Origin of the sequence: Streptomyces sp. M41(2017) (assembly GCF_002078175.1) — a bacterium.
Lineage (GTDB): Bacteria > Actinomycetota > Actinomycetes > Streptomycetales > Streptomycetaceae > Streptomyces.
Map to the genome: position 1 here is coordinate 314749 of NZ_MWFK01000001.1, position 17692 is coordinate 332440.

A 17692-nucleotide genomic window follows, 5' to 3' on the forward strand; every position below is an offset into this window, starting at 1 on the left:
GCTGTGGGGCGGGAGCCGCGCCCCCGGACGGTTCCGGCGGCGCGGCTCCCCGGGCCCGGCTCAGCGGCGCAGCGCCTCCGGCCGGTCGGGCACGCCCGAGGCGACCACGCGCGCGTGCGGGACCGGCCGCGTGGTGCGGCTCCGGTCCACCGCGTACGCGGTGCCCGCCACCGCGATCCCCAGGACCGCGAGCGCGGCTCCGGCGACGGCCGGCGAGGTCGCGCCGAAGCCCGCGGCCAGGGCGAGCCCGCCGATCCAGGCGCCGCCGGCGTTCGCGAGGTTGAACGCGGCCTGGTTCGCGGAGGACGCGAGGGACGGTGCGGCCGCGGCCTTCTCCATGACCATGAGCTGGAGCGGCGAGCCGGTGACGAAGGCGGCCGTGCCGAGCAGGGTCACGCCCACGGCGGCGCTCCACTGGGCTCCCATGAGGACCGGGAAGAGCGCGAGGACCGCGACCAGGGAGACCAGGCCGCCGAAGAGGGTGCCCCGCAGCGAGTGGTCCGCGAGCCGGCCGCCGAGCAGATTGCCCGCGGTCGCGCCGACACCGAAGAGCGCCAGCAGCAGGGTGACGCTGCCCTCGGCGTATCCGGCGGAGTCCGTGAGCATGGGCGTGATGTAGCTGTACGCGGAGAAGAGCGCGCCGAAGCCCGCGACGGTCGTCCCGAGGGCCAGCCAGACGGGCAGCGACCGCAGCGCGGCCAGTTCGCCGCGCAGGCCGCCCTCGGAGGCGTGCGCGCGGTCGTGCGGGATCAGCAGGAACAGCGAGGCGATGGCGGCGACGCCGATCACGCTCACGCCGAGGAAGGTGGCGCGCCAGCCCAGGTGCTGGCCCATCGCCGTGGCGACCGGGACGCCGACGATGTTCGCGACGGTCAGGCCGAGGAACATCAGCGACACGGAACGGGCCTTGCGCTCGGGGGCGACCAGGCCGGTGGCGACGACGGCGCCGACGCCGAAGAAGGCGCCGTGCGGAAGACCGCTCAGGAAACGGGCGGCGAGCAGCCAGTGGTGGTCGGGGGCGAACGCGGAGAGCGCGTTGCCGACCACGAAGAGGCCCATGAGGGAGATGAGGACCGTGCGGCGGGACATCCGGGCGGTGGCCGCGGCGAGCAGCGGGGCGCCGATCACGACACCGAGCGCGTACGCCGAGACGAGGTGTCCCGCGGTCGGTATGGATATGTGCAGGTCGTCGGCGACGTCGGGCAGCAGCCCCATCATGACGAACTCGGTGGTGCCGATGCCGAAGGCGCCCACGGCGAGGGCGAGCAGGGCCAGAGGCATGAGAGGCCTTTCACAGAAGCGGGGACGAGCGGGTCGGGGGCGCACGCGGGGGCGTACGGGGTCGCGGGCGCACGGCGCGACCCGCACACGGCCATGTGTGCGGGTCGCGGATCGAACGTTAAGTTCAGCCGGTGAACAAAGTCTGCCGGGCCCAGTATTCCAGGAGGTTAAGAGGCGGTTGCGTCCATCGAGACGCGGGCGGCGATCGGGAGGTGGTCGCTGCCGGTCTCGGGCAGGGTCCACGAGGTCACCGGTTCGATGCCCTTGACCATGATCTGGTCGATCCGGGCCATCGGGAACGACGCCGGCCAGCTGAAGCCGAAGCCGCTGCCCGCCGCGCCCTGGGTGGAGCGCATCTGCGCGGTGACGGCGTTCAGGGCGCGGTCGTTCATCGTGCCGTTCAGGTCACCGAGCAGGACGACCTGCTTCAGCGGCTCGTCGGCGATGGCCTCGCCCAGCGCGTCGGCGCTCTTGTCGCGCTGCCGGGCGGTGAACCCGGCCTCCATCTTCACGCGCACCGACGGCAGGTGGGCGACGTACACGGCGACCTGGCCGGCCGGGGCGGTCACGGTCGCCCGCATCGCGCGCGTCCAGCCCAGCTTGATGTCCACGGGCCGGGTGCCGCTGAGGGGGTACTTGCTCCACAGCCCGACGGTGCCCTGCACCGAGTGGTACTTGTACGTCGAGGCGAGCGCTCGCTCGTACACCGGCACGGCGGACGCGGTCAGCTCCTCCAGGGCCAGTACGTCGGCGCCGGAGGCGGCCACGTCGCGGGCGGTGCCGGACGGGTCCGGGTTGTCGGCGTTGACGTTGTGGGTGGCGACGGTGAGGTCGCCTCCGCTGCCGGTCTTGTCGGTGAGCAGGCCGCCGAAGACGTTCAGCCAGACGACCGCGGGCAGCAGCACGGCGATCAGGGCCGTGACGGACTTGCGCACCAGGGCGAGGACCAGCAGGACCGGGATGAGGAGTCCGGCCCAGGGCAGGAACGTCTCGGTGAGGCTGCCGAGGTTGCCGATCCGGTTGGGGATCTGCGCGTGGGTGAGCATCACCAGGGCGAGGAGGATCGCGATCGCGGCGAGGACCACGCCGCGCCGCCAGATGCCGCGGTCCCCGCGCCAGCCGTCGAACAGGCGCCGGAACCGGGATCCTCTGCGGTCCGGCCCGTGGCCGCCGCTGCCCGTCTCCGTCATATACGCCTGCGCCATACCGTCGCCTCACAAACTGCCGTGCGCACCGTCTGCCCCTCGGCTACGACCCTAGGGGATGTTCGGTGTCGTTCTCGCCGTCCTGGACGGCCGTACGGGCAGAGGGACGTAGAAGTTCACGTCCGGAGTTCCGTTCGGAGGCCCGTGGCATGCCCTCTGTGACGAAACGCGCACATTCGCACCGTCAGGAACGGTCCGGTTCACGGCCGGGCGGGGCGCAGCCCTTCCAGCAGTGTGTCGACGACCCGTTCGGCGAGACCCTCGGGCAGATCGGTGTCAGGGCGCATCACGGTCCGGACGAGCATCGGGCCGACGAACATGTCGTTGAGGAGTTCGATGTCGACGTCGGCGCGGAGTTCGCCGTTCTCCTGGCCGCGGCGCAGCACCTCGTAGCCGATCTGGCGTCGGGGGGCGATGACGGTCGCGTCGTACGCGGCCCAGAGTTTGGGGCTGCTCTTCATCTGGGCGTGCACGTTGTGCAGGATCGCCGAGGAGCGGCTGACCAGGCCGCGGCGGCGCAGCGACTCCAGCAGGACGACGAGGTCGTCGCGCATGGAGACGCCGGGGAGTTCGGGGTCCTGGGGTTCGGCGGCGCGCATCACGTCGACGAACAGTTCGTCCTTGCCGCTCCAGCGGCGGTAGATGGTCGCCTTGCCGACGCCGACGGTGCGGGCGAGCCGCTCGATGGAGATGTCCGCGAGCGGAACTCCCTCTTCCAGGAGCTTCATCACGCCCTCGATGATGGCGTGCTCCACGGCCTCGCTGCGGGGCCTCCCCCGGTTGGGGCACCCTTGCCTGTCACGGCCTTCCGCGAGACTCACGTCGAACTCCGTTCCCATCCTCGACCTGCTGCCATTGTCCCCCCGTGCACGGCGGTGGCGGGCACCGCCCGGTGGGGGTGCCCGCGGTCCGTACGCCGTGATCAGTCCTGCCCGGCCGATGCGGGCGTCGCCTTCACCAACTCGGCCTCGTCCTTGCCCGCTTGCTGCGCCGGCGGGCGGCCCGGCAGGAACAGGGCGACGACCACCGCGCCGATGACCGCGACACCCGCGCCGCACAGGGCGGTGACGTGCATGGCGTGCAGGAACGCGTCGTTCGCCGGGGTGACGAGGGCCTTGCCCTGCGGTCCGAGCCTGGCGGCGACGCCGAGGGTGGCCTCGATGGACTCGCCCGCGGTGTGCCGCAGCGGTGCCGGGACGAGGGAGAGCTTGTCCTCGATGCCGTTGCGGTAGGCCGTGGAGAGCACGGAGCCGAGGACGGCGATGCCGAGGGCGCCGCCGACCTGGCGGAAGGTGTTGCTGAGCGCGGAGGCGGAGCCCGCCTTCTCGCGGGGCAGCGCCTGCATGATGACGACGCTGGTCGGGGTCATGATGTGCGCCATGCCGGTGCCCATCAGGAAGAAGATGACCTCCAGGATCCAGATCGGCGTGTCGGCCTCCAGCGTGGCGAACGCGGCGAGCATCGCGGCGATGATCACGAGGCCGGCGGTGCAGGTGGCGCGGTTGCCGAAGCGGTCGACGACCAGCCGGGCGCGGGGCGCGAAGATGATCTGGGCGGCGGCCAGCGGGAGCATCAGCAGGCCGGTCTGCAACGGCGAGTAGCCGCGCACGCTCTGGGTGTAGAAGACCGAGAAGAAGGTCACGCCCATGAGCGCGAAGAAGACCAGCGCGATGGCCGAGATGGCCGCGGAGAAGACCTTGTTCTGGAAGTACGAGACGTCGATCGACGGGTGGTCGCTGCGCTTCTCGAAGATGACGAAGCCGATGAGGACCACGAGACCGGCGCCGATGGTCGCGAGGACCTGCGGGTCGGTGAAGTCGGCGAGCTGGCCGCCCTTGATGATGCCGTAGACGAGCAGGACGAGGCCGACGACCGAGAGGACGACGCCGACCGGGTCGAGGCGTCCGGGGTTCGGGTCGCGGGAGTCGGGGACCAGCCAGATCATCAGGCCGATCGCGAGGACCACGATCGGGACGTTGATCAGGAAGACGGAGCCCCACCAGAAGTGGTCGAGCAGGACACCGCCGGTGATCGGTCCGATCGCGATGGCGAGGCCGACGCCGCCCGCCCAGATGCCGATGGCTTTGGGCTGCTCGTCACGCTCGAAGACGTTCATCAGGACGGCGAGGGTCGCGGGCATCACGAAGGCGGCGCCGAAACCCATCAGCGCGCGGAACACGATCAGCTGGACCGGCGAGCCGGACTCGGCGGCGAGCGCGGATCCGATGCCGAACACCGCGAGACCGGCGAGCAGGACCTTCTTGCGGCCGAGCCGGTCGCCGAGGAGCCCCGCGGTGAACAGCAGTCCGGCGAAGACGAGCGTGTAGGCGTTGATGGCCCACTCCAGCTCGCCCTGGGTGGCGCCGAGACCGGTGGGTGCCGGGGTCGAGATCGTCTTGATCGCGACGTTCAGGATCGAGTTGTCGAGCACCACGATCAGCAGGCTGAGCATCAGCACGCCGAGGATCGCCCAGCGGCGCCTGTGCACCGCCTCGGGCACACGCCGTTCGGACGGAGGAGCGGAAGTTGTCATGAGGAACACCCTAGGGGATATTCGATACGGCACCGTCTCGTATCGGAAAGGCTTTACGCAGAACTTACGATCGGACCTGGGCCGTCCCCGGGAGCACCGGGGTCTCCGGCCGGAGCCGGACCGCCCGGAGCGCCGCAGTGGCGAAACAGACACCGGGGCGGCGGGCCCGGTCTAGCCGCGCGTGGCACGAGATGCCACCATGGAGGCGATCCGGGGACGCCGTCAGGGCGCCACGAGATGACAGAAGGAGCCGTTGCGATGACGCAGCTTTCGGCTGCCCAGAAGCAGCCTGCGGATGGTGCCCTCAAGGCCACCGACAGCAGCAAGGCGCTGTACGGAGGAAAGAGCACCCGCCGCATCACGGTGCGCGACATCACCGCCGCCAAGGAGCGCGGCGAGAAGTGGCCCATGCTGACGGCCTACGACGCGATGACCGCGTCCGTCTTCGACGAGGCCGGCATCCCGGTGATGCTCGTCGGCGACTCGGCCGGCAACTGCCACCTGGGGTACGAGACCACCGTCCCCGTCACGATGGACGAGATGACCATGCTGTCCGCCGCGGTCGTACGGGGCACCAGCCGTGCCCTGATCGTCGGCGACCTGCCCTTCGGTTCCTACCAGGAGGGTCCGGTGCAGGCGCTGCGCTCGGCGACCCGGCTGGTCAAGGAGGCCGGGGTGGGCGCGGTCAAGCTGGAGGGCGGCGAGCGCTCGCACCGCCAGATCGAGCTGCTGGTGGAGTCGGGCATCCCGGTGATGGCGCACATCGGCCTCACCCCGCAGTCCGTGAACTCGATGGGCTACCGCGTACAGGGCCGGGGCGAGGAGGCGGCGCAGCAGTTGCTGCGGGACGCCAAGGCCGTCCAGGACGCGGGCGCCTTCGCCGTCGTCCTCGAACTGGTCCCGGCGGAGCTCGCGGCCGAGGTCACGCGCACGCTGCAGATCCCGACCGTCGGTATCGGCGCGGGCGCGGAGACCGACGCGCAGGTGCTGGTGTGGACCGACATGCTCGGTCTGACCGGCGGCAAGGTGCCGAAGTTCGTCAAGAAGTACGCGGACCTGCGCCAGGTCATGGGCGACGCGGCCCGCTCGTTCGCCGAGGACGTGGTCGGCGGGGCGTTCCCGCTCGACGAGCACTCCGTCCACTAGGCCCCTCCGGGGCCCCTGAGCCACTGCGGCACCAAGGCAACCCGCCGATCTTCCCCCGTCGGCGGGTTGTCGCCTTTCCCGGCCCGTCCACCGGGGTCCTCCGCGCGCTGTCGGCCGCTCTCCCCAGTCCTGCCGGTCGACTGTCGGCGACCTATCGGTAGCAGTCGGCGTGCTGTAGGCATCCTGTCGGTCGTTTGTCGGTGGCGACTGACACCTTGGGGACATGACGCGAACCGACAACACGCCCCGACAAGCTGCGACCGGCCGCAGCGCCGTCACCGTACGGGGTCTGGTCAAGCACTACGGCGAGACCAAGGCGCTGGACGGGGTCGACCTGGATGTGCGCGAGGGCACCGTCCTCGGCGTACTGGGTCCCAACGGCGCCGGCAAGACCACCCTCGTCCGCTGCCTGTCCACCCTGGTCACCCCGGACGCCGGACAGGCCACGGTCGCCGGGTACGACGTACTGAAGCAGCCCCGGCAGCTGCGCCGGGTGATAGGGCTCACCGGCCAGTACGCCTCGGTCGACGAGAAGCTCCCGGGCTGGGAGAACCTCTACATGATCGGGCGGCTGCTCGACCTGCCGCGCAAGGACGCCCGCAGGCGGGCCGACGAGCTCCTGGAGCGCTTCTCCCTCACCGACGCCGCCAAGCGCCCCGCGTCCACGTACTCCGGCGGTATGCGCCGCCGGCTCGACCTGGCCGCCTCGATGATCGGCAGCCCGGCCGTGCTGTACCTGGACGAGCCGACGACCGGCCTCGACCCGCGCACCCGCAACGAGGTGTGGCAGGAGGTCAAGCGCATGGTCGCCGACGGCGTCACCGTGCTGCTCACCACCCAGTACATGGAGGAGGCCGAGCAGTTGGCCTCCGAGCTGACGGTCATCGACCGCGGCAAGGTCATCGCGAACGGCATGGTCGACGAGCTGAAGGCCCGTGTCGGCGGCCGCACGCTGCGGATCCGCCCGCTGGACCCGCTGCAACTGCGCCCGCTGGCCGCCATGTTCGACGAGATGGGCCTGACCGGCCTCGCCACGACGATCGTGGACAGCGAGACCGGCAGCGTGCTGGTCCCGATCCTCAGCGACGAGCAGCTCACCGCCGTCGTCGGCGCGGTCACCGCGCGCGGCATCACCATCGCCGCCATCTCCACCGAACTGCCCAGTCTGGACGAGGTGTTCCTGTCGCTCACCGGCCACAAGGCCAGTGCCCCGCAGGACGAGATCCCCGCCCGCGCCTACGAGGAGGTCTCCGCATGAGTACCGCCGTCCTGGAAGCCCCCCTCGCCGCCGAGGGCGACTCCCGCATCTCACCCCGCGCGCACGCCCGCCACATCGGCGCCCTGGTCCGCCGCAACCTGCTGTGGATCCGCCAGGACCCCGAGTCGATGTTCGACGCGGTCCTGATGCCGGTCGTCTTCACCCTGCTCTTCGTGTACGTCTTCGGCGGTTCCATCGGCCAGTCCCTGGGCGGCGGACAGCAGCAGTACGTGCAGTACGTCGTGCCCGGCCTGCTCGCCATGATGGGCATGAACATCGCGACAGCCGTCGGCACCGGCTTCAACCAGGACTTCCACACCGGCGTCATGGACCGCTTCCGGACCCTGCCGATCGGCCAGGGGTCCGTGCTCTTCGCCAAGATCGTGGTGGAGCTGATGCGGATGCTCGTCGCCACGACGATCCTCCTGGTCGTGGGCGTGCTCGTCGGCTTCGACATCGAGAACTGGCCCGGCCTGTTCGCCGCCGTCGGACTCGCGACCCTGTTCGGCTCCGCCCTGATGTGGATCTTCCTGGTCCTCGGCGTGACGATGAAGAACGCCCAGTCCGTCCAGGCGATGGGCTTCCTGGTGCTGATGCCGCTCCAGTTCGGATCGTCGATCTTCTCGCCCACCCAGACCATGCCGGGCTGGCTGCAGAACTTCACGGACTACAACCCGCTGTCGGCGCTCGCGGACAGCGCGCGTGGCCTGATGGTCGGCGGCCCGGTCGCCCACGACCTGTGGGTGACGCTGGCCTGGACCGCCGGACTCACGGTGGTGATGGCGCCGATCGCGATCCACAAGTTCCGCACCAAGAGCTGACGTTCGCAGCGGGCCCCGGCCTCCGGAGCCATGGCCCGCCGGTTCGCGTCGCGTCTCACACGAGGGCGACGGCCTCCTCCGCGGAGAGGCCGTCGCCCTCCGCGTACGCGGCCGCGAAGTCCGCCTCCCCCAGCAGGGCACGCGCCCCCGTCTCGGCCTGCCGGCGCACCTCCGCCTCCATCGGGCCGGCGAAGTGCCCCGGCGGCAGCAGCCCGTCGGCGGCGCCCAGCAGCCGGGCCGCGTCACGGACCCGGCGACCGCCGTCCAGACCGGTGAGCGCGATGGCCGCGGTGGTCAGGTGCGCGGAGATCATGTGCGGGGCGATCATCTTGGCGAGCGGGTCGATGGACTGCCGCACCGCGTGACGCGCGTTGTCCAGCGCGCTCTCGAACCGCCCGTCGATGGTGTCGAGCCAGGCCTCCAGGCCGACCACGAACCCGTCGAAGACCATGAAGGTGCTGGCGCCGAACTGCTCCCGCAGCAGGCGCAGTTGCTCGCGCGCCTCGGTGACGCGGCCGCTGCGGCCCAGCCAGGTCGTGAGGAAGAGCCGGGCGGCGGGCATGGCTTCGTTGTGGGCGCCGTTGCCTTCGGCCAGCACCTCGCGCAGCATCCGCTCGCCCTGCTCGGCGTCCCCCAGCTCGATGCGCATGCTGGCGAGCCGGACGGTCAGGACCGCCTGCTGGGCGCGGGCGCCGAGCTGCTCGGCGTACCGGGCGGCCTCCGCGTAGTCCGCCGCGGCGGCCGCGTAGTCACCGGTGCGTTCGTGGGACTCGCCGCGGGCGGAGAGCGACTCCGCGGCTCCCCAGGCGTCACCGATCCGGACGAAGATCTCCAGCGCGTCGTCGGCGTCCGCGGTGGCGTCGCCCGCCAGGTCGGAGCGGTTGGCGTGGATGTTGGCCCGCATCTGGAGGGCGGCGGCCAGCTCCCACTCGTAGCCGAGGTCGCGGCAGGTGCGCACCGACGCGTCGATGACCGCGGTGACCTGTTCCAGGGTGCCGGTGAGGAGCACCGCGTAGAACCAGAGGTTGCCGGGGCTGCGGCAGGTCTGCGGGGTGCCCGGTTCGTAGGTCGCGGCGATCGTGCGGAGCTTCTCCCGGGCCTCGGGGGTCTGCCAGGCGTCCATGTCCATGTCCATGTAGGCGAGATGGAACAGATGGACACCGCGCCGGGCCTCGTCGAGGATCTCCGCGCGCATCGGAGGCGGCGTGTCAGTGCACCGCTCGTACAACGGCGGGACCGGGGCGGCGGGCGGCAGGAAGGGGTCGGGGCCGAGTGCCATCACCTCCCGGGACCAGGCGCGGGCGTCGACGCGCTGGTCGCGGATCTGCCAGTACCAGGCCAGCGAGAGGACCATGCACAGGGCCTCCTGCTCGTCCCGGGCGGCGACCGCGCGGCGCAGGGCCGTGCGCAGGTTCTCGTACTCCCGCTCGATGACCTCGATGGCGGCCCGCTGCTCGGGGCCGCGCAGCAACGGGTCGGTGGTGCGGGCGAGTTCGCGGTAGTACGTGAGGTGGGCGCGCTCGGTGGTCTCGCGGCGGCCGGATTCGTCGAGGCGTTCCGCCGCGTACTCGGTGACGGTCTCCAGCAGCCGGTAGCGCATTCCGCCCTCGCCCGAAGGGGCCGCGACGACCAGGGACTTGTCGACGAGGGAGCCGAGGACGTCCAGTGCGGCCGGGCCGCAGACGGCCTCGGCGGCGGCCAGGTCGCAGCCTCCGGCGAAGACGGACAGCCGCCGCAGGGCGTCCCGTTCGGCCGCGTCGAGCAGGTCCCAGGACCAGTCGACGACGGCTCGCAGGGTCTGCTGCCGCGGCAGCACCGTGCGGCTGCCCGAGGTGAGCAGCCGGAAACGGTCGTCGAGCCGGTCGGCGATCTGCCGGGGGGTGAGCATCCGCAGCCGGGCGGCGGCGAGTTCGATGGCGAGCGGGAGGCCGTCGAGGCGGTGGCAGATCTCCGCGGCCGCCTCCGGATCGTCCTCGACGCGGAAGCCGGCACGGGCGGCGGCGCCCCGGTCGGCGAGCAGCCGCAGCGCGACGGGCTCCGGCAGTGGTTCCACGGGGCGCACCAACTCCCCCGGCACACCGAGGGGTTCGCGGCTGGTGGCCAGGACGGTCAGCCCCGGACAGCGTTCCAGGAGTGCCTCGGCGAGGTGTGCGGCGGCGTCGACGACGTGCTCGCAGTTGTCGAGGACGATCAGCATGCGGCGTCTGCCGCAGTGTTCGGCGAGCCGGGTGAGCGGATCGTCGTGCCGGTCGGCGACGGCCCGCATCTCCTCGGCGCCGGCGCCGCGCAGCACGGTCTCGCGGGCGCCGACAGCGGTCAGGACGGCCTCGGGCACGGCCTCCGGGTCGTCGACGGGGGCGAGTTCGGCGAGCCAGACGCCGTCCGGGAGGGCGGGGGCGAGGGCCTCGGCGACCTCCTGCGAGAGCCGTGTCTTGCCGGCTCCGCCCGGCCCGAGCAGCGTCACGAGGCGGGCGCCCGCGAGGTCACCGCGGATGGCATCGATGTCCGACTCGCGGCCGACGAAGGAGGTGAGGCGGGCCCGCAGGTTGCCGGGTGGCAGGACGGCGGGATGACCCGGGCTCGCCGTATCCGGCGCGGGGACGGCGCCGTCCGTGTCCGGGCCCGCGCCGTTCCGGGAGGGGGCGGCCGGGCCGGTGCCGGCCGTTCCCGGGGCGTCCGTCGCGGCGGCGCCCGGGGAGGAGGGGCGGAGCCCGGCTGCCGGGCCGGGTCGGGCGTCGGCGGTGGCGCGCGAGCCCGCGGGGCCGCGTGCGGGGCCGGTGGCGTGACGGTCCACGGTGGCCGATCGGGTCCGCCCCGGGGTCCCGGCCGGTCCGGGAACCGTGTCCCAGGTCAGGAGTTCGGCGTGCAGGGCGCGCAGTTCCGGACCCGGATCGGAGCCCAGCCGGTCGGCGAGGAGCGCGCGGACGGACTCGTAGGCGGCGAGGGCGGCGGCGGGCCGGCCGGCGTCGCGCAGCGCGCGCAGCCGCAGGACGTGCAGCGGTTCGTCGAGCGGATGCAGATCGCACAGGGCGCTCAGCTCGGGCAGCACCTGCTCGGCCCGGCCCAGCGCGAGGGAGGCGGTCAGGCGGGCCCGGAGGACGTCGAGCCGCCGGGTCTCCCAGCGGGCGGACTCGGCGGTGCGGTCCGGGAGATCGGCGAGGGCCGGGCCCTGCCACAGGGCGAGGGCGTCGTCCAGTACGGCGGCGGCCTTGGCGGGGTCGCCGTCGGCGAGGGCGCGGGCGCCCTCGCCCGCGAGCCGCTCGAAGCGGTTCAGGTCGATGTCGTCGGCCGCGGCGGCCAGCCGGTAGCCGCCGTCCACGGACTCGACCGCGTCCGCGCCGAGGGCCCGGCGCAGCCGGCCCACCAGTGCCTGGAGCGCGCCGGGCGCGTCGGCGGGCGGGTCGCCGTCCCACACCTCGTCGACCAGCACGGCCGCGGGGACGGTCCGTCCGGGCCGCAGCGCGAGGACGGTCAGCAGGGCGCGCAGCCGCGCGCCGCCGACCGGAACGGCCGTGCCGTCGGGGCGGAGTGCCTGGGTGGTTCCGAGGATGCGGTAGCGCACGGGGTCCATTGTCTCCGGTGGCCTGGGGTGCGGGGTCGGGGCGGTCGGGTCCGGCATGAACGGGTGGGCACGGGCGGCTCCGGTCCTGTCGCACCGCTGCCGCTCCGCCCGACGTATTCGGCGGCCGGCCGGTCGCGCCGGCCCCTCCGCCCGCCGTCTCCGGGACACGGCCGCTTCGGCGGGCCGGCCCGGGTGGCCGCCGCGCGCCGTCCGGCCGGTGACGTGGGCGCGGGTGTCCGCCCCTACCCTCTCCGGAACCAATACCCGATGGCGAGACGTTTTCCGCGTGAGCCCGGTACGGTCGGGCAGGCCCGAGCACCGTCGTCGTCAGTCCAGCCAGTCCAGGGAGCCCCATGACCACCGCCGCGACCCGCCGCAGCGACCGGAGGATCAGCCCCGTCTTCGTCGGGATCGTGGCCGTCATGGCGGTGACCGCCTGGGCGACCTGGACGGGATTCGCCGAGCAGCCCGGTCTGGCCGTCTTCCTGTTCGTGACGGCCGCCTGGATCGTCTCCCTGTGCCTGCACGAGTACGCGCACGCGCGCACCGCCCTGCACAGCGGCGACATCTCGATCGGCGCCAAGGGCTATCTGACGCTGAACCCGCTGAAGTACACGCACGCCCTGCTGAGCATCGTGCTGCCGGTGATCTTCGTGATCATGGGAGGGATCGGCCTGCCCGGCGGCGCGGTCTTCATCGAGCGGAACCGCATCCAGGGCCGCTGGAAGCACAGCCTCATCTCGGCGGCGGGTCCGCTGACGAACGTGCTGTTCGCCGTCGTGTGCACGGCACCGTTCTGGCTCGGCGGCCTGGACGGCGTCCCGGACGCGTTCCGCTACGCGCTGGCGTTCCTCGCCCTGCTCCAGGTGACGGCCGCGATCCTGAACTTCCTGCCGGTCCCGGGCCTCGACGGCTACGGCGTGATCGAGCCGTGGCTGTCGTACGGCATCCGGCGGCAGGTCGAGCCGTTCGCGCCGTTCGGTCTGCTCGCGGTGTTCGCCGTGCTGTGGATCCCGTCGGTGAACACCGTGTTCTTCGACGCGATCTACTCGATCCTGGGCGGCCTCGGCATCGACGACGTGCAGCGCTACTGCGGTCAGGACCTCTACCGCTTCTGGGACGGCGTCGACGAGTTCTGCACCGTCAGTCGCTGACCGGACCGGAGCCCTCACGCACCCGGCCGCGGCGCGCGTAGTACCAGGTCATGTTCGAGGACAGGCCCGCGAGCAGGACCCACACGACGCCGAGCCAGCTGCCCTGGACGAACGAGACGACGGCCGCGGCCACGGAGAGGACACAGACGGCGAGGGCGTAGAGAGCGAGGCGGGGCATGGGGTCGGCTCCTGTCGGGGGGACACTGCTTGTCACCAGTGTCCCCCACGCGCCCGGCCCGGCCCGCCCCGGACCGTCGGCGTCCCCCGTGCGGCTCTCGCCGTCCCGGGGCCCGTCTCAGACGTCCGTCACCCGCAGGCCCGCGTGGGCCTTGTAGCGCCGGTTCACCGAGATCAGGTTGGCGACCAGGGACTCGACCTGGTGGGCGTTGCGCAGCCGGCCCGCGAAGACGCCGCGCATGCCGGAGATACGGCCGGCGAGCGCCTGCACGATCTCGACGTCGGCCCGCTCCTCGCCGAGAACCATCACGTCGGTGTCGATCTGCTCGATCGCGGGGTCCGCGAGCAACACGGCCGAGAGGTGGTGGAAGGCCGCGGTGACGCGGGAGTCGGGCAGCAGGGCGGCGGCCTGTTCGGCGGCGCTGCCCTCCTCCGGCTTCAGCGCGTAGGCGCCCTTCTTGTCGAAGCCGAGCGGGTTGACGCAGTCGACGACGAGCTTCCCGGACAGTTCCTCGCGCAGCGCGGCGAGGGTGTCGCCGTGGCCCTCCCAGGGCACGGCGACGATCACGATGTCGCTGCGGCGCGCCGTCTCCGCGTTGTCGGCCCCCTCGACGCCGTTGCCGAGCTCGTCGGCGGCGGCGCGGGCGCGGTCCGCGGCACGCGAACCGATGATCACCTTCTGTCCCGCCCGGGCGAGCCGGTAGGCGAGGCCCTTGCCCTGCGGACCGGTGCCGCCCAGCACGCCGACGACGAGCCCGGACACGTCGGGCAGATCCCAGGGGTCCTTGGCGGGGGCCTTCTGTGCACTGTCAGTAGAGGTCATGGGCCGACCTTACGTGCGCGGACGGGGGCCCCGCGTGTCAGGTGGCGGTGCGCCCGGGTGAGCGCGGTCACCCGAGCGCGGTCACCGGGACGCGCCGGAAGGTGACGGTCTCGTACGCGCCGAAGTCGCCCGTCTCGTAGAGGAGTCCGACGGTTGCTGCGTCCACCCGGACGAGGTCGGAGTACGCGGCGGGCAGTCCGTCCACGGTGTGCGCGGTGCGCCAGGTGGTGCCGCCGTCGGTGGAGGCGCGGAGGGTCATCACCGCGCGGAACGCGGGGTCGGCGGGCCCGGAGTACAGCAGCAGGTCGGGGTCGCGGAGCTGGAGCAGGCTGCCCTCGACGACGGGCGTGACGAGGCCGGCCTGCGGGCGGAACGGCTTCTCCAGGGTGCGGCCGCCGTCCCGGGAGTAGGCGTCGGCGCGGTTGCCGGGCGAAGGGGAGTCGTTGCGGGTGTTGAAGTACAGCCTGCCGTCGGGGAGTTCGGCGGCGGTGGTCTCGTTCACGTTCACGTAGCCGTCGGTGTTCTCGTCGAGGTAGCCGAGGTACCAGGTCGCGCCGCGGTCGTCGCTGAGCAGGCAGTGGCCGCTGTTGTACTTCGCCTCGGTGCCGTTGTCCGTGCCGGTGGGGGGCAGGGTGTGGTTGCCGGGGACGACCACCCGGCCGGAGCGGAGCTGGAGGGCGTGCCCGGGTGTGGTGGCGTACCAGCGCCAGCCGGTCTTCTTCACCTGCCCGGTGATCTCCTTGGGCCCGGACCAGGTGAGTCCGTCGTCGTCGCTGTGCTGCACCCACACGCGCCGTCCGTCGGCGGCCTTCACCTTGCCGCGCAGCAGGGCGTCCTCGGTGGCGGTCGCGGCGGCGCGGACGTGGACGAGCAGGACGCGGCCGGTGTCGAGGACGACGGGTGCGGGATTGCCGGCGAGGTTGACGCCGTTGCGGGCGACGGCCTGCATCGGTCCCCAGGTGCGGCCGCCGTCCACGGACCGTTTCAGGACGATGTCGATGTGCCCGTGGTCGCTCGCGGAGCCCACCCGGCCCTCGCAGAACGCCAGCAGCGTGCCCGCCCCCGTCACGACGACGGCGGGGATCCGGTAGCTCGCGTAGCCCTCCCGGCCGCCCCGGAAGGGGACGCTCACCGCCGGGTCGGCCGCGGCGGGCGGCCCGTCGGTGCGGGTCGGCGGTCCCGGCTCCGCGCCGGTGCCGGTGCCGGGCCCGGCGGTGCTCGGATCGGTCATGGTCGGGCTCCTTCGCGGTGGCCGGTGGGGTCGGTGGTGCGGGCATGTCCCCATGTCGGGCGAATTCGGGGTGAACTCCGGGTCACGAAGCGCCGGTTGCGCGAGGATGCGGGCATGGACGCCGTACGGGTCGCATTGCTGCGCGAGGTGCTTGCCGGGACCGAGTGGCTGGGGGCCACCCGCCGGTTCGGGGGGACCCTGCGGGGGTCCGTGGTGTCGCACGGCGGCGGGCTGCTGCTGGTCGGATCCGAGGGGTACGAGCCGTGGCATCTCGCGGCCCATCTGGTCGACGAGGCGGCGTGGTCGGGGACTCCGGAGCTGGCACCGACGCTGGTGCGGCACGGCGCGCGGGAGTCCGATCCGGCGCATCTGGCGGTGGGCCTCGGCCGGATCGAGGCCGCGCGACGCGGGGAGACACTGCTGGTGGTGGCGCCGGACGCGCCCGGGGCCCCGCTGCTGGAACGCGTGCACGACGCCCGCCGGGCCGGGGCGACGGTCCTCGCCCTGTCGGCCGCCGGCGGCGAACTGCCCGCGCTGGCGCACGAGTCGCTCACGGTGCCGCCCGCTCCCGAGCTCGACCTCGACACCGTGCAGCATCTGGTCGGTGCGGCGGCCGGGGAGAACGCGCTGCCCTCGCCCCGGGGCCGCCGTCGCCTGCGCGACCGGTTGTCCCACCTGGCCGACCAGGTGACGGCTCCACCGTCCTACCGCTGGTAGCCGACCCGTACCAGGATCCGGTCCCGACGCCGCCGACGGACCGGCGCGGCCGGCCGCCGCTGCCCTCGGCCGGGAAAAGGATTTGCCCGCCTTCCCCTTTCCGCAGAGCATGGCCCGTCGTGAGTGATGACACCCCCGCCTCCCCGTTGCGCGCCCTGCTGCCCGATCTCGCGCCCTGGCGGACCTCCGCCGATTTCCGGCGGCTGTGGGTGGCGGGCCTCGTCACCGGTTTCGGCAGCTTCCTGACGTTCGTCGCGCTGCCCGTGCAGATGAAGGAGCTCACCGGGTCGACGGCCGCCGTCGGTGCGATCGGCGCGGCCGAGCTGATCCCGCTGATCGTCTTCGGGCTGTACGGCGGTGCCCTCGCCGACGCCCTGGACAAGCGCAAGCTGATCGTCACCACGGAGGCGGGACAGGGCGTGCTGAGCGCCGCCCTGCTCCTCAACGCGGTCCTGCCGCACCCCGCGGTGTGGCCCCTGTACGTGATCGCGGCGCTGTCCGCGGCCCTCAGCGCCGTGCAGCGTCCCGCGATGGACGCCCTGACCCCGCGGATCGTGGCCCACGAACACCTGACGGCCGCCGCCGCGCTCAACTCGCTGCGCTGGACGGTGGGCGGCGTGGCGGGACCCGCGCTCGCGGGTGTCGTCGTGGCGTACGCGGGGCTGGGCTGGGCCTATGCCGTCGACCTGGTGACCTTCGCCGTGTCGGTGGTCATGATCGCCAGGATCGCCGCCTCCCCCGCCTCCCACGAGGCGGCGAAGCCCTCGCTGCGGTCCATCGCGGAGGGCGCCCGGTACGCGTGGAGCCGCAAGGAACTGCTCGGCACGTACGCGATCGACCTCGCGGCGATGTTCTTCGCGATGCCGCTCGCGGTGCTGCCGTTCCTCGCGGACGACCTGGACGCCGCCTGGTCGCTGGGCCTGATGTACGCGGCCCTGCCCGCGGGCGCCCTGGTCGTCAGCCTGACCAGCGGCTGGACCTCACGGATCCACCGGCACGGCCGGATGGTGGCGCTGGCGACGGTCTGCTGGGGCCTCGCGATGGTCGGCGCGGGTCTGGTGCACAACGTCTGGCTGGTGCTGTTCTTCCTCGCGCTCGCGGGCAGCTGCGACATGGTCAGCGGGATCTTCCGGGCCGCGATCTGGAACCAGACCATCCCGGACGAGCTGCGCGGACGCCTCGCCGGGATCGAGCTGCTGTCGTACTCCGTCGGGCCCCAGCTGGGTCAGGTGCGCTCCGGCGGGATGGCCGCGTGGACGACCGTACGGACGTCGGTGTGGGCCGGTGGGGCACTGTGCGTCGCGGCGGTGGGCCTGCTGGCCGTGGGCCTGCCGAAGCTGATGCGCTACGACGAGCGGACGAACGAGCACGCGCGCCGGATGCGGGCCGCGCGCGCGGCGTCGGCGGCCCAGGAACCGTCGGTGCCCGCCGCCTGAGGCAGCGGGCCGGGGCGCTCGGCCCCGGGCCCGTCCGCGTCGTGCCCCCGGAGCCCGGGCCCGGTCAGTCGTCCTCGGAGCCCGGGGCCTTCTCGGACGCGTCGTGCCACTTCGGGTCCGTCTCCCATTCGAGGTTGCGTTCGCGCGCGGTCTCCATCGCGTGCTGGGCCTCCTCGCGGGAGGTGTACGGGCCGAAGCGGTCCTTGGCCGGGCAGTCGGGGCCCTCCTCGACCTTCTTGTGCTCCAGGCAGTAGTACCACTCGCCGGGCTTACCGACCGTCCGCTTCTTGAACAGGGCCATCACCAGCTCCTTTCGCCAGGGACATGTTCCCCCATGACCGCTGGTTA

General features: G+C 72.7%; 15 protein-coding genes. 6 read left to right on the forward strand and 9 right to left on the reverse strand.

Going from position 1 to position 17692, the window contains the following annotated elements:
• Positions 1-60: 60 nt before the first annotated feature.
• The 4 genes from B0675_RS01410 to B0675_RS01425 all read right to left on the reverse strand — a co-directional run bounded on the left by B0675_RS01410 (position 61) and on the right by B0675_RS01425 (position 5019).
• Positions 61-1281, reverse strand: a complete 1221-nt coding sequence (locus B0675_RS01410; protein WP_081216901.1) for an MFS transporter — start codon at positions 1279-1281, stop codon at positions 61-63.
• Between the two features lie 167 nt (positions 1282-1448).
• On the reverse strand, positions 1449-2486 hold the full coding sequence (locus tag B0675_RS01415) for an endonuclease/exonuclease/phosphatase family protein (RefSeq protein WP_081216902.1): 1038 nt from the start codon (positions 2484-2486) through the stop codon (positions 1449-1451).
• A gap of 200 nt (positions 2487-2686) precedes the next feature.
• Positions 2687-3307, reverse strand: a complete 621-nt coding sequence (locus tag B0675_RS01420) for a TetR/AcrR family transcriptional regulator (protein WP_241539667.1) — start codon at positions 3305-3307, stop codon at positions 2687-2689.
• Positions 3308-3408: 101 nt separating this feature from the next.
• Positions 3409-5019: an MFS transporter gene (locus B0675_RS01425; protein WP_081221525.1), complete on the reverse strand. Its 1611-nt coding sequence runs from the start codon at positions 5017-5019 to the stop codon at positions 3409-3411.
• A 258-nt stretch (positions 5020-5277) separates the two neighbouring features.
• Here B0675_RS01425 and panB point away from each other — a divergent pair, with 258 nt between their 5' ends.
• The 3 genes from panB (at position 5278) to B0675_RS01440 (ending at position 8244) form a co-directional block, all read left to right on the forward strand.
• Positions 5278-6165, forward strand: a complete 888-nt coding sequence (gene panB / locus B0675_RS01430; protein WP_081216904.1) for a 3-methyl-2-oxobutanoate hydroxymethyltransferase — start codon at positions 5278-5280, stop codon at positions 6163-6165.
• A 223-nt stretch (positions 6166-6388) separates the two neighbouring features.
• Complete coding sequence (locus B0675_RS01435) at positions 6389-7423, forward strand: ATP-binding cassette domain-containing protein (protein ID WP_081216905.1); 1035 nt, start codon at positions 6389-6391, stop codon at positions 7421-7423.
• The gene (locus B0675_RS01440) at positions 7420-8244 is read left to right on the forward strand and encodes an ABC transporter permease (RefSeq protein ID WP_081216906.1); all 825 of its coding nucleotides are present in this window, start codon (positions 7420-7422) and stop codon (positions 8242-8244) included. The genes B0675_RS01435 and B0675_RS01440 overlap by 4 nt, the downstream gene beginning before the upstream one ends.
• A gap of 55 nt (positions 8245-8299) precedes the next feature.
• Here B0675_RS01440 and B0675_RS01445 read toward each other — a convergent pair whose 3' ends face one another.
• Positions 8300-11815, reverse strand: coding sequence for a BTAD domain-containing putative transcriptional regulator (locus B0675_RS01445; protein ID WP_081216907.1), 3516 nt, complete (start codon positions 11813-11815; stop codon positions 8300-8302).
• Positions 11816-12159: 344 nt separating this feature from the next.
• Here B0675_RS01445 and B0675_RS01450 point away from each other — a divergent pair, with 344 nt between their 5' ends.
• On the forward strand, positions 12160-12960 hold the full coding sequence (locus tag B0675_RS01450) for a site-2 protease family protein (protein ID WP_081216908.1): 801 nt from the start codon (positions 12160-12162) through the stop codon (positions 12958-12960).
• On the opposite strand, the gene B0675_RS01455 is transcribed toward B0675_RS01450, so the two are convergent.
• The 3 genes from B0675_RS01455 to B0675_RS01465 form a co-directional block, all read right to left on the reverse strand.
• Positions 12950-13138 (reverse strand): hypothetical protein, encoded by a 189-nt coding sequence (locus B0675_RS01455; RefSeq protein ID WP_081216909.1) that lies wholly within the window; start codon positions 13136-13138, stop codon positions 12950-12952. The two genes, B0675_RS01450 and B0675_RS01455, sit on opposite strands and share 11 nt — an antisense overlap.
• Positions 13139-13255: 117 nt before the next feature.
• Entirely contained in the window at positions 13256-13960 is a 705-nt protein-coding gene (npdG, locus tag B0675_RS01460) for an NADPH-dependent F420 reductase (protein WP_081216910.1), read from the reverse strand.
• Between the two features lie 67 nt (positions 13961-14027).
• Positions 14028-15191, reverse strand: a complete 1164-nt coding sequence (locus B0675_RS01465; protein ID WP_081216911.1) for a sialidase family protein — start codon at positions 15189-15191, stop codon at positions 14028-14030.
• Between the two features lie 114 nt (positions 15192-15305).
• Here B0675_RS01465 and B0675_RS01470 point away from each other — a divergent pair, with 114 nt between their 5' ends.
• Positions 15306-15908, forward strand: a complete 603-nt coding sequence (locus tag B0675_RS01470; protein WP_081216912.1) for a hypothetical protein — start codon at positions 15306-15308, stop codon at positions 15906-15908.
• A 119-nt stretch (positions 15909-16027) separates the two neighbouring features.
• Positions 16028-17344 (forward strand): MFS transporter, encoded by a 1317-nt coding sequence (locus B0675_RS01475; RefSeq protein WP_081216913.1) that lies wholly within the window; start codon positions 16028-16030, stop codon positions 17342-17344.
• A 64-nt stretch (positions 17345-17408) separates the two neighbouring features.
• Here the strand turns inward: B0675_RS01475 and B0675_RS01480 are convergent, their stop codons facing one another.
• Positions 17409-17645 carry a hypothetical protein gene (locus tag B0675_RS01480; RefSeq protein WP_081216914.1) on the reverse strand — a complete coding sequence of 79 codons (237 nt, stop codon included), beginning with the start codon at positions 17643-17645 and terminating at the stop codon, positions 17409-17411.
• Positions 17646-17692 lie beyond the last annotated feature (47 nt).

Bases quoted from the DNA above. Each gene is read 5' to 3' on its own strand.
- B0675_RS01425 (WP_081221525.1), bottom strand. From the start codon at position 5,019: ATGACAACTTCCGCTCCTCCGTCCGAACGGCGTGTGCCCGAGGCGGTG.
- B0675_RS01440 (WP_081216906.1), top strand. From the start codon at position 7,420: ATGAGTACCGCCGTCCTGGAAGCCCCCCTCGCCGCCGAGGGCGACTCC.
- panB (WP_081216904.1), top strand. From the start codon at position 5,278: ATGACGCAGCTTTCGGCTGCCCAGAAGCAGCCTGCGGATGGTGCCCTC.
- B0675_RS01455 (WP_081216909.1), bottom strand. From the start codon at position 13,138: ATGCCCCGCCTCGCTCTCTACGCCCTCGCCGTCTGTGTCCTCTCCGTG.
- B0675_RS01435 (WP_081216905.1), top strand. From the start codon at position 6,389: ATGACGCGAACCGACAACACGCCCCGACAAGCTGCGACCGGCCGCAGC.
- B0675_RS01410 (WP_081216901.1), bottom strand. From the start codon at position 1,281: ATGCCTCTGGCCCTGCTCGCCCTCGCCGTGGGCGCCTTCGGCATCGGC.
- B0675_RS01450 (WP_081216908.1), top strand. From the start codon at position 12,160: ATGACCACCGCCGCGACCCGCCGCAGCGACCGGAGGATCAGCCCCGTC.
- B0675_RS01415 (WP_081216902.1), bottom strand. From the start codon at position 2,486: ATGGCGCAGGCGTATATGACGGAGACGGGCAGCGGCGGCCACGGGCCG.
- B0675_RS01465 (WP_081216911.1), bottom strand. From the start codon at position 15,191: ATGACCGATCCGAGCACCGCCGGGCCCGGCACCGGCACCGGCGCGGAG.
- B0675_RS01470 (WP_081216912.1), top strand. From the start codon at position 15,306: ATGGACGCCGTACGGGTCGCATTGCTGCGCGAGGTGCTTGCCGGGACC.
- npdG (WP_081216910.1), bottom strand. From the start codon at position 13,960: ATGACCTCTACTGACAGTGCACAGAAGGCCCCCGCCAAGGACCCCTGG.
- B0675_RS01480 (WP_081216914.1), bottom strand. From the start codon at position 17,645: ATGGCCCTGTTCAAGAAGCGGACGGTCGGTAAGCCCGGCGAGTGGTAC.
- B0675_RS01445 (WP_081216907.1), bottom strand. From the start codon at position 11,815: ATGGACCCCGTGCGCTACCGCATCCTCGGAACCACCCAGGCACTCCGC.